This is a genomic window from Glutamicibacter sp. BW78, from assembly GCF_002332245.1.
Classification (GTDB): Bacteria; Actinomycetota; Actinomycetes; order Actinomycetales; family Micrococcaceae; genus Arthrobacter_H; species Arthrobacter_H rhombi_A.
Genome location: NZ_NRGU01000038.1, coordinates 417,640 through 432,998, shown reverse-complemented (window position 1 = coordinate 432,998; position 15,359 = coordinate 417,640). Strand labels below are relative to the sequence as shown.

General features: G+C 62.9%; 15 protein-coding genes. 5 read left to right on the top strand and 10 right to left on the bottom strand.

The genetic code is table 11. The features are described from left to right. Positions 1–51: 51 nt before the first annotated feature. Positions 52–1,152 (bottom strand): succinyl-diaminopimelate desuccinylase, encoded by a 1,101-nt coding sequence (gene dapE / locus CIK75_RS12315; protein ID WP_256382360.1) that lies wholly within the window; start codon positions 1,150–1,152, stop codon positions 52–54. A gap of 60 nt (positions 1,153–1,212) precedes the next feature. On the opposite strand from dapE, the gene dapD reads away from it, so the two are divergent. Further along, the gene (gene dapD / locus CIK75_RS12310; protein ID WP_087000033.1) at positions 1,213–2,184 is read left to right on the top strand and encodes a 2,3,4,5-tetrahydropyridine-2,6-dicarboxylate N-succinyltransferase; all 972 of its coding nucleotides are present in this window, start codon (positions 1,213–1,215) and stop codon (positions 2,182–2,184) included. Further along, entirely contained in the window at positions 2,174–3,097 is a 924-nt protein-coding gene (locus CIK75_RS12305; RefSeq protein WP_241895424.1) for a hypothetical protein, read from the top strand. The genes dapD and CIK75_RS12305 overlap by 11 nt, the downstream gene beginning before the upstream one ends. A 20-nt stretch (positions 3,098–3,117) precedes the next feature. On the opposite strand, the gene CIK75_RS12300 is transcribed toward CIK75_RS12305, so the two are convergent. From CIK75_RS12300 to fdxA, 4 genes are all read right to left on the bottom strand, one after another. Then, on the bottom strand, positions 3,118–3,723 hold the full coding sequence (locus CIK75_RS12300; RefSeq protein ID WP_086999598.1) for a hypothetical protein: 606 nt from the start codon (positions 3,721–3,723) through the stop codon (positions 3,118–3,120). Positions 3,724–3,854: 131 nt separating this feature from the next. Further along, a complete protein-coding gene (locus CIK75_RS12295) occupies positions 3,855–5,138 on the bottom strand; it encodes a citrate synthase (RefSeq protein ID WP_086999596.1) in 1,284 nt (427 codons plus the stop codon). 81 nt (positions 5,139–5,219) lie between these two features. After that, positions 5,220–6,356: a succinyldiaminopimelate transaminase gene (dapC, locus tag CIK75_RS12290; RefSeq protein WP_179204308.1), complete on the bottom strand. Its 1,137-nt coding sequence runs from the start codon at positions 6,354–6,356 to the stop codon at positions 5,220–5,222. A 4-nt stretch (positions 6,357–6,360) separates the two neighbouring features. Further along, complete coding sequence (fdxA, locus tag CIK75_RS16350) at positions 6,361–6,684, bottom strand: ferredoxin (RefSeq protein WP_179204307.1); 324 nt, start codon at positions 6,682–6,684, stop codon at positions 6,361–6,363. A gap of 131 nt (positions 6,685–6,815) precedes the next feature. Between fdxA and CIK75_RS12285 the strand changes: the two genes are divergently transcribed. Beyond that, on the top strand, positions 6,816–7,094 hold the full coding sequence (locus CIK75_RS12285; protein WP_086999594.1) for a hypothetical protein: 279 nt from the start codon (positions 6,816–6,818) through the stop codon (positions 7,092–7,094). Here CIK75_RS12285 and CIK75_RS12280 read toward each other — a convergent pair. Further along, positions 7,091–8,386, bottom strand: a complete 1,296-nt coding sequence (locus CIK75_RS12280) for an MFS transporter (protein WP_256382357.1) — start codon at positions 8,384–8,386, stop codon at positions 7,091–7,093. The genes CIK75_RS12285 and CIK75_RS12280 overlap by 4 nt on opposite strands. A 123-nt stretch (positions 8,387–8,509) precedes the next feature. On the opposite strand from CIK75_RS12280, the gene CIK75_RS12275 reads away from it, so the two are divergent. Then, positions 8,510–9,004: a helix-turn-helix domain-containing protein gene (locus CIK75_RS12275; RefSeq protein WP_086999590.1), complete on the top strand. Its 495-nt coding sequence runs from the start codon at positions 8,510–8,512 to the stop codon at positions 9,002–9,004. 39 nt (positions 9,005–9,043) lie between these two features. Here the strand turns inward: CIK75_RS12275 and CIK75_RS12270 are convergent, their stop codons facing one another. From CIK75_RS12270 to CIK75_RS12260, 3 genes are all read right to left on the bottom strand, one after another. Then, complete coding sequence (locus tag CIK75_RS12270) at positions 9,044–9,469, bottom strand: hypothetical protein (protein ID WP_086999589.1); 426 nt, start codon at positions 9,467–9,469, stop codon at positions 9,044–9,046. After that, the gene (gene typA / locus CIK75_RS12265) at positions 9,456–11,378 is read right to left on the bottom strand and encodes a translational GTPase TypA (protein ID WP_096224383.1); all 1,923 of its coding nucleotides are present in this window, start codon (positions 11,376–11,378) and stop codon (positions 9,456–9,458) included. The genes CIK75_RS12270 and typA overlap by 14 nt, the downstream gene beginning before the upstream one ends. A gap of 265 nt (positions 11,379–11,643) precedes the next feature. Next, positions 11,644–13,476 carry an ABC transporter ATP-binding protein gene (locus tag CIK75_RS12260; RefSeq protein ID WP_086999585.1) on the bottom strand — a complete coding sequence of 611 codons (1,833 nt, stop codon included), beginning with the start codon at positions 13,474–13,476 and terminating at the stop codon, positions 11,644–11,646. 104 nt (positions 13,477–13,580) lie between these two features. Here CIK75_RS12260 and CIK75_RS12255 point away from each other — a divergent pair, with 104 nt between their 5' ends. After that, on the top strand, positions 13,581–14,216 hold the full coding sequence (locus CIK75_RS12255) for a PH domain-containing protein (protein WP_158225966.1): 636 nt from the start codon (positions 13,581–13,583) through the stop codon (positions 14,214–14,216). A gap of 37 nt (positions 14,217–14,253) precedes the next feature. Here CIK75_RS12255 and CIK75_RS12250 read toward each other — a convergent pair whose 3' ends face one another. Next, complete coding sequence (locus CIK75_RS12250; protein WP_241895442.1) at positions 14,254–15,354, bottom strand: ABC transporter permease; 1,101 nt, start codon at positions 15,352–15,354, stop codon at positions 14,254–14,256. Positions 15,355–15,359: the final 5 nt, after the last annotated feature.

Here is a 15,359-nt window from a genome sequence, read left to right as displayed (position 1 = left end):
GTCCGGGGCCGTTCGTCTTTGAGGAAAACGTCGGCCCTTTACGCGGCAGATCTAGGAGCTCAGCCACCGGAGTAGTGCCTCATGGCAGTCGCGGATGGCTTGCCCGGTGACATGTTCGTCATCGGAATGGGCCAGCAGCGCGTCGCCCGGCCCGAAGTTCACTGCTGGAATCCCCAATTCGGAGAACCGTGCGACGTCCGTCCACCCATACTTCGGCTTCGGTTCGGCACCCACGGTGGCCACGAAAGCGGCCGCGGCAGGATGGTTCAACCCGGGCTTGGCTCCCGGGGCGCCGTCGGTGCGTTCGATTTCGTAACCCTCAAGGAGTTCACGGACATGGGCTTCCGCCTCAGCGATGCCCTTATCCGGGGCGAAACGATAGTTGATCTCGACTTCGGCGGCATCGGGGATAACGTTTCCCGCAACACCACCGGTGATCCTCACCGCATTCAGTGATTCGCGGAAGGCCAGCCCATCGACGTCCACGGTGGCCGGCTGGTACTCCTGCAAGCGGGACAGCACGTCGGCGAGGTCATGAATGGCGTTATGCCCCATCCACGCGCGCGCCGAATGGGCCGCGGTGCCGCGGGTGCGCAGGAGGAAACGCGTTGTGCCGTTGCAGCCGCCTTCCACCGTGCCGTTCGTCGGTTCCAGCAGGATCGCGAAGTCGGCTTCGAGTAAGTGCGGCGCATTTCGCAGCAGACGACCCAGCCCCGATTTGGAGGCTTCGACCTCTTCATGGTCGTAGAAGATAAAGGTAATGTCCCGATTCGGTTCGATCAGTTGTGCGGCGATCGCCAGTTGGACCGCCACCCCACCTTTCATATCGGTGGCACCACGTCCGAACAAGATGTTCCCGTCCCATTGGGCAGGCACCGTTCCGCGGGAGCCCGGTGTGGTGGGCAACGGGACGGTATCCAGGTGTCCGGCCAGGACGACCCGTTCGGCGCGGCCCAGCTCCGTGCGGGCCACAAGAGAGTCCCCGTCGCGGTGGACACTGAGATGGCCCAGGGCGCGCAAGTAATCTTCCACGGCGTCGGCGATCGCCCGTTCATTTCCCGATACGGACTCGATGTCCATCAGCGCCTGCGTCAGCAGGGCCACGTCTGAGCCGTCAGGCAAAGGTGCGGAGGAGGTTGCTGGGGCAGGCACGGCGTTATGTTCACTCACGGATCCAGCCTATAGCCTGTCCTCCCGGCTACGATGGGTGGCATGACTTCTACTACGGCCCAGCCCGGTTCTGCCCTGAACGACTCCGCCGCCCCGGTACGCATCGCTTCCGGGTCAGGCCTAGCCACCATCGCATCCGACGGCACCGTGCTGGACGTTTGGTTCCCCGCCCCCACCTTGACCGCTTTGGAGAAGGCACCTCGTCTCTCCGGGGAACTGGCCGCCGTGGCGACCGAGGACGCCGATCGTGGTACCAGGCAGGAAGTTGTGGAACTGGAGATCAACCTCGACGTTGCTCCTGCCGATACTGCCGATGTGTGGTTGCGACTGCACCTGATCTCCCACCGTCTGGCAGCTCCGAACAGCATCAACCTGGACGGGATCTTCGGCTTCCTGGCCAACGTTGTGTGGACGAACTTCGGCCCGTGCCCGGTGGAGGACTTCGAGAGCATCCGCTTGCGTCTGCGCCGCCGCGGGGCGGTCATCGTGCAGGGCGTGGATAAGTTCCCCCGCATGGTGGACTACGTCCTTCCCTCCGGTGTGCGGATTGCCGACGCGGATCGAGTCCGTCTCGGGGCCCACCTGGCCGAAGGAACCACGGTCATGCACGAGGGTTTCGTCAACTTCAATGCCGGCACCCTGGGTTCCTCCATGGTCGAGGGCCGCATTTCCGCCTCCGTGGTGGTCGGCAACGGCTCCGATGTTGGAGGAGGCGCCTCCATCATGGGGACCCTTTCCGGCGGCGGCAAGGAGAGGATCACCATCGGAGAACGTGTGCTCCTCGGCGCCAACTCGGGTGTCGGGATTTCCGTCGGTGACGACTGCGTCGTCGAGGCCGGACTCTACGTCACCGCCGGCACCCGGGTGCTCCTGGACGGTAAGAACGTCAAGGCCCGCGAACTCTCCGGCGTTCCGAACCTGCTTTTCCGCCGTAATTCCACCAGCGGTGCGGTCGAAGTCCTGGCCCGTGAAGGCCAGAGCGTGGAATTGAATTCCGCGCTCCATGCCAACTGACCTCACGGACAGCGTCTTCTCGCTGTCCACCCAGTCCCCGGGGCCCCATAAGGGCTCCGGGCCCCAGCAGCGTCGTCATCGGGGGCTGCGCGCCTTCATGGCCATCGTGTTGGGGGTCGGTGTGGTCTCCGGAGGCGTCTATGTCGCCTCACGTTTCCTCGATCAACAGGAAACCCTGATTCGGCCACACTGCACAGCAGCCGTCGGGCCGGACCAACATCGGCTCGACCCCGAACAGGCCCGTAATGCAGCACTGATTTCCGCGGTGGCCGTACGGCGCGGCATGCCGGCCCGTGCCGCCACCATCGGTATTGCCACGTCGGTTCAGGAATCGAAATTACGCAATATCGACTACGGCGACCAGGCAGGCCCCGACTCACGGGGGCTGTTCCAACAACGCCCATCGCAGGGCTGGGGCACCGAGGAACAGATCATGGATCCGCTCTACTCCGCTAACCGGTTCTACCAGGAGCTGGAGACGTTCGATTATCGCTCGCTGCCGGTGACCGAGGCCGCACAGAAGGTCCAACGCAGTGCCTTTCCGCAAGCCTATGCCGACCATGAGCCCGAGGGCAGGGCCTACGCCTCGGCTCTGACCGGGCATTCCCCCGCTGCGTTGAACTGCGTTCTACGTCGCCCCACCGCGGCAGGGGATGTGGCGGCTACTTCGGCGCAGCTCACCGCAGCCTTCGGGGACCTCCCCGTCTCGGCAGGCGCCCATAGTTTGACTGTTTCGGCCGCCCAGGAACGCGGCTGGGCGGTGGCCCAATGGGCGGTCGCCAACGCCTCTGAACACCAGATCATCTCGGTCAGCAATTCGGGGTTGTTATGGAATCGCGCCGAACACCAATGGGTTCCTGGCACCACCGGAAAATCACAGGTGGTCATTACCTTCGCCGACGCCGCACCCTAGGCTGTCGTCCCCTCATCGGTTCAGAGCAGGAAACGGATCACCGGCTCCAGGAAACTGCGGTAGAGCTCGGCGTCGCGTGCCAGATCCTGGTTGAGGATCACGGTGTCCGGGTCCACGAACCAGGCTCGTTGTTCTGACAAGGGTAGTTCCACCAGTTTGAGCTCCATCGGCTTCGGCCGTCGTGGTAGTTTTCTCGCCCGGTCGATGATCATTTCCTCCAACAGGCTCCGGCGACCGCTGGCATGATGATCGGAACTGACCTCGCGGTATTCGTCCATCCGGGCGCGGCTCCAGCTGAGTGCGGCACCATAGTGTGCCTGCAACAGGTGCTGAAGGGTCGGGGAATCGGCGAAACCTGGAAACAGTGGTGGGCAAAACAATTCGTCGTCATCCGGGTCGTGCAGAAGAACCCGACGCCACCAGTCATGCCATTCCTGCCGCAGCTCTGCTGCCGGCGGACCGGAGACCTCCGCTGCCGCTGTGGCTTTGACGCGAGGGGCCAGCGGAGCGATATCCGGTGGGCCCGGGTGTTCGATGCCCGCCAAATCACGAAAATACAAGGCCAGCAGCATCTGCCCATGGCTTTGCGCCGTGACCTGCCACCCGTCCCCACGGTACTCATACATGCCGGTCGTCCTTACTCAGCGAACCCCCTTCCAGAATAGGCCTGTGTCAAGATTCCCGGTAGCATCCGAAGCAAAAAGCGGCCGCTCCCCCAGTAGGGAAGCGACCGCCTCGACGATTCGAACTGTCCGGGCTAGAAAGCCGGGTAGTTGCGCTCGCCTTCGCCCACATAGAGCTGGCGCGGGCGCCCGATCTTCAGGCCTGGCTCCTGGATCATTTCGCGCCACTGGGCGATCCAACCGGGCAGCCGGCCGATCGCGAAGAGCACGGTGAACATCTTCTCCGGGAAACCCATGGCCTTGTAGATCAGACCCGTGTAGAAGTCGACGTTCGGGTAGAGCTTGCGCTCGATGAAGTAGTCGTCTTCGAGGGCCCGCTCCTCCAAGCGCATCGCAATGTCCAAGAGCTCGTCGTTGCCGCCGAGCTTGTTCAGGATGTCGTGTGCGGTGGACTTGATGATCTTCGCGCGCGGGTCGTAGTTCTTGTAGACACGGTGTCCGAAGCCCATCAGCCGGACCCCGTCTTCCTTGTTCTTGACCTTCTCCATGTAGTCCTCGGGCTTGATGCCCTCGGCCTGGATGCCACGCAGCATCTTCAGCACTGCCTCGTTCGCCCCGCCATGTGCCGGGCCGAAGAGGGCGTTGATACCGGCTGAGATGGAAGCGAACATGTTCGCGTTCGAGGACCCGACCAGGCGGACCGTGGAGGTCGAGCAGTTCTGCTCGTGGTCGGCATGCAGGATCAGCAACTGGTCCAGCGCCTTGACCAGGTCAGGATCCAGATCGTATGGTTCGGCGGCGATGCCGAAGTTCAGCCGCATGAAGTTCTCCACGAGGTTCATGGAGTTATCCGGGTACAACAGCGCCTGGCCAACCGACTTCTTATGGGCGTACGCGGCGATGACCGGGACCTTGGCCAACAGGCGGATGGTGGAGAGCTCGACCTGGTCCTCGTCAAAGGGGTCCAGCGAATCCTGGTACCAGGTCGACAATGCTGAAACGGCAGATGAGAGCACCGGCATCGGGTGGGCATCACGGGGGAAACCACCAAAGAAGCCCTTGAGCTCCTCGTGCAGCATCGTATGGCGACGGATTTTCTGGTCGAACTCTTCCAACTCGCTGGCCGAGGGCAGGTTGCCGTAGATCAACAGGTACGACGTCTCGAGGAAGCTGGACTGCTGGGCGAGCTGCTCGATCGGGTATCCGCGGTACCGCAAGATCCCCGCGTCGCCGTCAATGTAGGTGATGGCGGACTTGGTAGCCGCCGTGTTCATGAAACCGGGATCATAGGTGACGTTCCCGGTGTCCTTGAGGAGCTTGGCGACATCGAATCCGTCGTTGCCCTCGGAGGCTGGCACCACCGGGAGCTCGAGGTCATGTCCGGCAAACGCCAAGCGAGCGGAGTTATTATCCGTCATGGTTTCTCCTTAACCGGAGTACATAGTTGTACTAACAAGCAGTAATCAGGTCTCACGCTACCGCTCCGGAGGTACCGGAAACTAATCAAGAGGGGCTGAGCGCGAACCCGCGGCCGCGTTCAGCCGGTTTGCGGCGGCACGGACCCTCTCGTCGCTGGCCGTCAGCGCGATCCGCACGTAACCGTTGCCGGCTTCGCCGTAGAACGTTCCGGGTCCTGCGAGGATCCCCAGATCCGCCAGTCGTCCGATCGTGGTCCAGGTGTCCTGCCCCGCAGTGCCCCACAGGTAGAGTCCCGCTTCGGAGTGCTCGATCCTCAACCCGAACGACTCTAGAGCAGGCACGAGAAGCTGCCGGCGGTGACGGTAGCGCTCCTTTTGCTCGCCCACATGGGCGTCGTCCCCGAGGGCAACTCGCATCGCTTCCTGCACCGGATGCGGCACGATCATTCCGGCATGTTTGCGTGAGTTGATCAGATGCGGCATGAGTTCTGGTGCACCGGCGACGAAAGCCGCCCGGTAGCCAGCCAGGTTGGACTGTTTAGACAACGAATACACCGACAACAAACCGCGATGATCTCCGCCACTGACCCGGTCGTCGAGAACGCCCGGGATGCAGATTCCGTCCCAGGCTCCCCACCCCAGTTCCGCGTAGCACTCGTCCGAAGCGACGACAGCGCCGAGGGCGCGGGCCTGGGCCACCAACCCGGCCAGCGAATCGACGCTGCGCACGATCCCCGTCGGATTCCCGGGCGAGTTCACCCAGACGAGCTTCACCCGGGAGCGCACCGCGGGGTCCAAGGTGTCCAGGTCATCGGCTGTGACGGCTTCGGCTCCAGCTAGCTGGGCACCGATGTCATAGGTCGGGTAAGCCACGGTGGGGCGGACGACGACGTCTCCCGCACCCAGCCCCAACAACAGCGGCAGCCAAGCCACCAGTTCCTTGGAGCCGACAGTGGGCATGATGTTGGACGGGTCCAGCCCGGTGGTGTTCCGACGCCGGGCATACCAATCGGCGATCGCCTGACGCAGGCCTTCGGTTCCGTGGGTGGTCGGATACCCGGGAGCGTCAGCGGCTTCGGCCAACGCCTGTTGGACGAGCCCGGGGGTGGGATCCACCGGGGTGCCGATCGAGAGGTTCACGATGCCTTCGGGGTGCTGAAGAGCCCGCTCTTTGTAGGGGGCCAGCGAGTCCCACGGGTAGTCAGGGAGGATCAGCACGGGTTCAGATACCGGGCTGCGGGGGCAGGGCGGCGATGATGGGGTGGTCGGTGTGCGTGTTGCCGACCTTGGCGGCTCCACCCGGGGACCCCAACTCGTCGAAAAATTCGACGTTGGCCTTGTAATACTCGGCCCATTCTTCCGGGGTGTCGTCCTCGTAGTAGATCGCTTCCACGGGACACACCGGTTCGCAGGCGCCACAGTCCACACACTCATCCGGGTGGATGTAGAGCGAGCGTTCCCCCTCGTAGATGCAATCGACTGGACATTCCTCAACGCAGGCTTTGTCCTTCACGTCTACACACGGCTGAGCGATGATGTAGGTCACTGTACCTAGGGCCTTCCTTTGCTGTTCGCCTCGACTCCGCGGGGCGCCCGCAGGCACCACCGGCTTCCAGCTTAGTCCCCCTGACCTCTCGGATCGAAGGCGAGGCCAGCATTCGAGATTACGATGAGGCCATGACCGCCGACTTTTTCGACACCTTGGCCCCTGGTGAACGCATCGTCATCAGGTACCGGATCACGGGGCGGGCCGCTTCGCCGGACGAAGACCCAGCCGCTGCCCCCACCCCCGACGGGCCGCAACACAGCGACTCAATCGGTGACTTCGTGTCGCTGGAAGACGGTTGGTTGACCGTACGAACCCGGACCGGGCCGGTCACGGTGGAACATTCCACGGTCACCCATGCCAAGCGCGTTCCCCCGGCACCTCAGCGCCGCGGCGGCCGGCGGGTCTAACGCACGCCGTCGTCCTCCTGCTCGGCGGGCAGTTGGCGCATGCGCGGCAGCGGGGAGAGCACCAACGGCAGGGTGGCCAGGGCGCTGCCTCCAACCCCGATCCAGAGGGCAGCCGAGATGCCGAGTACTTCACCGAATAAGCCGGCCAGCAACGAGGCAATCGGCATGATCCCCCAAACGATGAAGCGGATCGAAGCGTTCATACGCCCCAGCAAGCGTGGTGGGCAAATCTTCTGCCGCATACTGACCTGAATGATGTTATAGACGAGCACACCGGCCGTCAGAACAAACATCGAGCAGGCCAGGATCGCGAACGACGGGCGGAGGCCGCCGGCGAGAATGGACAACGGGAATCCCGACATGCCCACAGCCGTCAGCAGCGTACCAATCACAAGCGACGGGCCCTCCCCCGCCTTGGCTGCCACCCAGGGCGTCAGTGAAGCCGCCAGCAGCCCGCCAACGGCACCCGCCGAATAGATCAACCCGAGCTCGACCGTGTTCAGACTCAACGTACGCAGGACCAGGATCGGCAGCAGCGTAAAGATGATGGTGCTGAAGAAGTTCATGATCCCGGTGGTCGCGGCAATCGGGCCGATCAGCCGGTGCCGGACAACATAGCCCAGGCCCTCCTTGATTTCGGTGACCAGTCGGGCATCGGGGTGGCGCACCGCGGGCCGTTCATCGTCGCGGACCCGCCAGAGGCAGAGCGCCGACACCAGATAACCGATGGCTTGTCCGACGAAAAGCAGGGGTGCGGTCAGCACTGCCAATAAAGCGCCTCCGGCCGCCGGGCCGGCCAACCGGGAGATCTGACCGCTGATCTCTAATTTGGCGTTGGCCTCGGAGATCTGATCACGGTGGACCAGTGCCGGGATATAGGACTGGTAGGAAACGTCAAAGAAGACGTTGGCTATCCCGATGATTGCGGCAATGACCCACAGATGCCAGATATGTAGCAGTCCGGGGTACCACAGCAGTGGAATGGCCAGCATGGCAGCGGCCCGGACGAGGTCGGCGCGGACCATGATCCGTCGTTTGAAGAACCGGTCGACCCAGGCACCGACCGGGAGGCCAACGATCAGGAAGGCGGCAGTGTTCGCCGCATTGAGGACGCCGACTTCCCATTCGGAAGCGTGCAGCAGCGTGACGGCAAGCACCGGCATGGCGACCGTGCCGAGTTGTGCGCCGAACTGGCTCAATGTCTGGCCGAGCCAGAACACCAAGAAGTTCCCTTCCCGACGCAAAGGCGTCTGGGGCGGTGGCGGAGGTTGGATATTGGACGGGTCGGCCACCCCACTGGCCTGTTGATTACCGTCCGGAGCCGAATGAGACTGGGGCCCAGGAGAGGTCATAAAAACCTTGCTATGTGATTTGATGATGTCAATCAGTGCAGTTATTTATCGTATGCTGAACATATGGCATCAGATGAAGAGCTGCAAGCACGGGCGAGGGCGTTGAGCTCCCCGATCCGCCTGAGAATCCTGCGTTTATGTCTACATAAGTCCCGAACGAATAAGGAAATCGCCGACCTTTTGGAGATTAATCCGGCGACCTCGTTGCACCATGTGCGGACGTTGTTGGGGACCGGGTTCCTCGAATCCGAAGAGCCCCGTCGGGGCAAGCGCGGGGCAAAGGAAGTGCCGTATCGCAGCACCCGGATGTCTTGGGGCACGAAATTGCCCGACGCCGCTCCCGTGCTCCTCGAGACGTTTCTCCAGGAGATCAACGGCCTGGCTCCCGACGAAATCCAGGTGATGCGGGTGGGGCTGAAATTGACGGAGGCCGATCAGCGCGAGCTACTCTCACGGATCAAGGATGTTATTTCCGATTACGCGCTGCGCCCCTCCGACGATGAGGGCGTGGCGACGTCTCTCTTCGTCGCCCACCATTTGGACCAGACCGCCAACTGATTCAATGCCGCGGCCCGAGCTCGGTGTCCCGCCGGCTGCCTAGCGACGCCGGGCGCTCAGCCCGCCGGCGGTGATCAGCAGCGCAACCACCGTGGAGGCTGCGATCCCATAGGTCCATATCGCTGCGGCCAGGGCAGGCCCTGGCAGCGTTTCGTGGCTGGACCACCCGATCAGCAGGTGGTTATGTGCATCCAGACTGGCCCAGGCAACCAGCCCATAGGTGATCAGCCCGCAGACTGCTGCAGCCCAAATTTTTTCGGCATACAGTCCGGCAACGGTGGCGAGGCTTCCCGCCAGAAGTAGTGCCAGCACAGCACCCCACGGCAGGGGTGTCTCCCCCGCATAGTAGATCTGCCCGTGCAGCAGCGTGCCGAAGACAGCAGCCAGCACCCCCGCCACAATGGCGACGAGGGTGCCGGTGATCACCGGCGTGAACCGGCGTGTCGTTTGATCAGGCGCGGGCACGTGAGCGGGAAGCCTTACCGCGCTCGCTGGAGTTGAGGATGACCTTGCGGATACGGATGGCATCCGGGGTGACCTCAACACACTCGTCTTCGCGGGCGAACTCGAGCGACTCCTCCAGCGTCAGGTGGCGTGGCGGTGTGAGGTTTTCGAAGGAGTCCGAGGAAGCGGCACGCATATTGGTGAGCTTCTTTTCCTTCGTGATGTTCACCTCCATGTCATCGGCGCGGGAGTTCTCTCCGACGATCATGCCTTCGTAGACCTCAGAGGTCGGCTGGACGAAGAACGAGCCACGCTCCTGCAAGTTGATCATCGCGAACGGGGTCACGACGCCTGCACGGTCAGCGATCATCGAGCCGTTGTTCCGGTATTCGATATCGCCGGTCCAGGCCTCGTAGCCGTCGGCCATGGATGAGGCGATGCCTGCACCACGGGTATCGGTCATGAACCGGGTGCGGAAGCCGATCAGGCCACGGGCGGGAACGGTGAATTCCAACCGGACCCAGCCGGTTCCGTGGTTGGCCATGTTGATCATGCGGCCCTTACGGCCGGCCAGGAGCTGGGTGACGTTGCCCAGGTATTCCTCGGGGACGTCGATGGTCATCAGTTCCATCGGCTCGTGGATCTTGCCATCCACGGTCCGAGTGACGACCTGCGGCTTGCCAACCGTTAGTTCGAAGCCTTCGCGGCGCATCTGCTCGACCAGAATCGCCAGAGCGAGTTCGCCACGGCCCTGAACCTCCCAGGAGTCCGGACGTGCGGTCGGCAGAACCTTGAGCGACACGTTGCCAACGAGTTCCTTATCCAGACGGTCCTTGACCTGGCGGGCGGTGACCTTGGCCCCCTTGACCTTTCCGGCCAACGGCGAGGTGTTGATGCCGATGGTCATGGAGATCGCGGGATCGTCGATGGTGATCAACGGCAGCGGCTTGGGGTTCTCCACGTCGGTGAGCGTCTCGCCGATCATGATGTCCTCGATGCCGGCGACGGCGACGATCTCGCCCGGTCCGGCTTCTGCTGCGGCCACACGGCCGAGGCCCTTGGTGGCCAGCAGTTCGGTGATCTTCACGGTCTTCAGCTGGCCGTCCTGGCGGGCCCAGGCAACATGGGCGCCCTTGCGCAAGGTGCCGTTGAAGACGCGCATCAGGGCCAGACGTCCAAGGAACGGCGAGGCGTCGAGGTTGGTGACGTGGGCCTGCAGGACTTCACCGGGGGTGTACGTCGGGGCCGGAACGTGTTCCATGATGGTGGCGAACAGCGGCTCGAGGTCTTCGCTGTCCGGCAAGGATCCGTCTTCTGGCTGGATCTTCGAGGCACGGCCTGCCTTGCCTGAGGCGTAGACGACGGGCACGTTCAACACGGAGTCGAGATCCAGATCCGGAACTTCCTCAGCGAGGTCCGAGGCCAGGCCCAGCAGCAGGTCCATGGAGTCGGAGACGACACCGTCGATCCGGGCGTCGGGACGGTCGGTCTTGTTCACGACCAGGATGACCGGAAGCTTTGCCGTCAGGGCCTTACGCAGCACGAAACGCGTCTGGGGCAGCGGGCCTTCCGAGGCATCCACGAGCAGGACGACACCGTCGACCATGGACAGTCCACGCTCGACCTCGCCACCGAAGTCGGCGTGGCCGGGGGTGTCGATCACGTTGATGGTGACGTCGTGGCCGTTGGCGGCGGGGCCGGAGTAGAACACCGTGGTGTTCTTGGCCAAGATGGTGATGCCCTTCTCGCGTTCGAGCTCGCCGGAGTCCATCACGCGTTCCGTGGTGTCGCCATGCGAGGAGAAGGCGCCGGTCTGCGACAACATGGCATCGACCATCGTGGTCTTTCCATGGTCGACGTGGGCGACGATGGCGACGTTGCGAAGATCCTCGCGAGTAGCGCTAGTGGTTCCCGGGGAAAGATCTGACATGCGTAAAGGCTCGCTTCAAGTTGATGTTTTTTGGGTCGAAGACGTGGGGCCACGGCTGACCCAATAGACCAGTCTAGACCTTCGTGAAAAGTTGCCCGAACCGGCGGCGTTCTGGGCGCCGCCACCACGGGGGCCGCTCGGCAGGAAATCCCTAGAGCTACGCGGCCTGCAGTTGAGAGGCAAATCACAGTGAAGATCTGCCGATGGTGCCCGCCAACACCATCTGGTGCCGGCGGGCCTGAACAGTTCGCGCCCTACCGGTAGGTCAGGAGGCTTCGGAATCGGCCAGCAGGCGGGCGCGCAGTTCGCGGCGTTCTCGCTGGGCGTCAGGATCAGGAACCGGGACGGCGGCCATGAGGCGCTGCGTGTAGAGGTCCTTGGGCCGACGCAGGACATCGTCGCGACTTCCTTGTTCAACGATCTGCCCGTTGCGCATCACCACGATGTGGTCGGCGAGAACGTCGATCACCCCGAGGTCGTGCGTGACGAAGAGGCAGGCGAACCCCATCTGGGCTTGTAGATCCTGGAACAGCTCCAAGACCTTCGCTTGCACCGATACGTCCAAGGCCGACGTCGGTTCGTCGGCGACCATCAATTGAGGTTCCAGGCTCAGGGCCCGGGCGATGCCCACGCGTTGTTTCTGGCCGCCGGAGAGTTCGTGGGGGTACCTGTTGCGGTAGTTGCGCGGAAGCTCCACCTGGTCCAGCAGGGTCTCGATCTTCTTTTGTAGTTCGACCCCCTTGGCGACCTTGGCCAACAGCATCGGTTCCCCGATGGACTCCCCGATCGGAAGACGCGGGTTCAGCGAACTCGACGGGTCCTGGAAGACCATGCCGATCTGTCGGCGGATGTTGAACAGTTCCTTGGAGGTGGGCTTGAGCCCGAAGAGTTCCGCCCCGTTGACCTTCAAGGACCCCTCGGCCACGGGCAGCAGACCAACCGCAGCCCGTCCGATGGTCGTCTTTCCCGAACCCGATTCGCCGACCAGACCGACGACCTGGCCCTGGTGGACGGTGAGGTTCGCGTCCTCAACGGCCCGGAAGGCAGGGACGCGCCCCTGTTTCGGGTACTCGATGGCGACGTCCTTGAGCTCAAGCACTACCGGACGGTCTTCGATCTTCGCAGCCCCGCGCCGGGCTTCCTGGGCCTCGTCGAGGAGTTTGCGTTCACGAATCTCCAAGGACTCATCCGTGTCGGAATCCAGCTCGGTTCCTGAAGCTGCCGCCACGGCGGCATCGACGTCCACGCTGCCGAGCGAGTCACCCCCGGTCCCCAGTTTCGGCACGGCAGCAAGTAGCGCCTGCGTGTAGGGGTGCTGCGGTTCGTTGAAGATCTCATGGGCGGTTCCGTGTTCGACGATGCGCCCCTGCCGCATGACGGCGATGCGGTCTGCCAGGTCGGCAACCACGCCCATGTCGTGGGTGATCAGCACGATGGCCGAATTCAACTTATTGCGCAGGTTGCGCATGAGGTCCAGGATTTCGGCCTGAACCGTGACGTCCAGCGCTGTGGTCGGTTCGTCGGCGAGGAGCAGCTTCGGGTCACAGGACAGGGACTGGGCGATCATGGCACGCTGACGCTGGCCACCGGAGAGTTGGTGCGAATACGACTTGAACGCCTTCATCGGATCCGGAAGTTCGACGAGTTCGAGCATTTCCAGGGCCCGCTTCTGGGCTTGCGCCGGGGAAATCGGGTTATGGAGTCGCAGCGTCTCCATGATCTGGAATCCGATGGTGTAGACCGGGTTCAAGGCGGTCATCGGCTCCTGGAAGATCACCGCGACGTCATTGCCGCGTACCTGGCGCATCTTCGAACCGGAGAGCCCGAGCAGCGACTGCCCGTTGAGCTTCACTTCGCCACGGACCCTGGCGTTCGTTGGGAGCAGTCCAAGCAAGGCCATCGAACTGGCCGACTTGCCTGAACCGGACTCCCCCACGATAGCCAGCACCTCACCGGCGTTCACGTGGTAGTTCAAGTCAATGGCAGCTGGTACCCATTCCTTGTCCACTCCGAAGTCCACGGAGAGGTGGCTGACCTGCAGGACGGGCTGTTCGCCGCCCGGCGTTTCCTCTGGATAGGAGGGGTTCTGCTGGCTCATCTGGTCCTCATTTCCTTCCGGCGGCGGCCCGGGTGGGCTGGCGGCCGGGGGTGTTGTGTGGCGCCGATTACATGGCTGCCGATAATCCTGAAACTATGGGAGTTATGACTTCTGCTGAAAGCACGACCCGGGACTTCACCTTTAGGCCCCGTGGGCCTCGCATCCTGGCGATGGCGCTCATCGTGCTCGCTGCCGCCGGTTCCATCGCGATCCTGGTGACGGGAAGCTGGTATTCGGCGCCAGCCGTCCTGCCCGTGCTGCTGGTGGGGTATTCCGCATGGATCGTCTTCTGGTTGCCCCGGGTGGAAGTGAACGACGCCGGTGTCACCTTGATTAATCCGCTGCAGACCTTGGAGGTCCCGTGGGCGACGATCATTTTGGTGGATACCAAATACGCGCTCGCCCTGGTGACACCCAAGGGGCGCTTCACTGCGTGGGCTGCTCCCGCGCCCGGCGTCATGTCTGCGCTGCGGGACTCTCGACGCTCGGCCAGGTCGGAGTCTCGCGACCAGTCCGGCGCCAGCTATACGAGCATTCGTCCGGGTGACCAGCGGTCCAGTGATTCCGGTGTCGTCGCCAACATCGTCAGGCGCCGGCTGGCTCGCATGGCCGAGGACGGAACCCTCGACGTTGAGTCGACGGAATCCTTGAAGACCCAACGAAGCATCCATTGGACCCATCTTGCTGTCCTCCTGATCCTGGTTGTTCTGAGCCTGACGTTGCCTGCCGTGATGTCTTGAGACCGTGCCGGGATCTGTCATCCCGACACGACCCCGGCTAGGCCCGGTGGGCCGGGCCATCATCATCGGGATCAGAAGTTCCATGACGTCCCGAATCCTCCCCGCCCTCGGTCCTTCGGGCGATGGCGGCTGCTGAAACCGAATCATTCACTGCCGACCCGTGGACTCCACGTTCCTTGGCCTTCTTGGCTTTGAATTTCCGCTGCCGCGGGTCGAAGGCGTCGCGAAGTCCGTCACCAATGAAGTTGATCGACAGGCAGATCGCCACGATAAACAACCCGGGGAACCAGAACAGCCATGGGCGTGTACTGAACGCTTCCTGGTTATCCGAAATCAACGAACCCAGCGAGACATCGGGAGATTTCACCCCGAGTCCCAGATACGACAACGCCGTCTCGAGCAGGATCGCTGCGGCCATCAGCAACGTGACGTTCACGATGATGACACCCACCGCATTCGGCAGGATGTGCTTGAACATAATGCGCGTATTGGATGCGCCGGCGATATGGGCGGCATCGACGAACTCACGTTCGCGCAAGGTCAGGAATTCGCCGCGGACCAGACGGGAGAGCCCCGTCCAGATGATGACTCCGATGAACAAGCCCAGGGCCACGGTGGCCAAGTTCCCGCTGACCGCCGAACCGGAGATCCGTCCGAGGACTGCAGCCAGGATCAGCAGCGGAATGATGATGATGATATCCACGATGCGCATGAGGACCGCTTCGATCCATCCCCGGAAGTAGCCGGAGAGTGCCCCCACGACCACGCCGATGAATCCGCCTACGGCACCGATGACGAACATGATCATGATCGACTGCTGGGTTCCGCGCATCGTCATGGCGAAATAGTCCCGCCCGATGCGGTCCTGCCCGAAGGGGTGGTCCCCCCAATTGAGCAGGTTCGCGAAGGTCGGGCGACCGCCGTTGATCTGGGTGCTGAATTGCTCGTAGTTGTAATGCCACCAGCCCGGGATACCGACGAAGCCAATGGATGAGAAGGCCATCACGACGATAGCCACGAAGACCACGATCGATACGAGGGCCGGCGTATTTCCCATGAACCGTTTGCGGACAATGGCGTTCTGGGACAGTCCCTGGACTTCTTCGGGCGCAACAGGAGCCTCGAGGTCCTCGGGCATCTGCC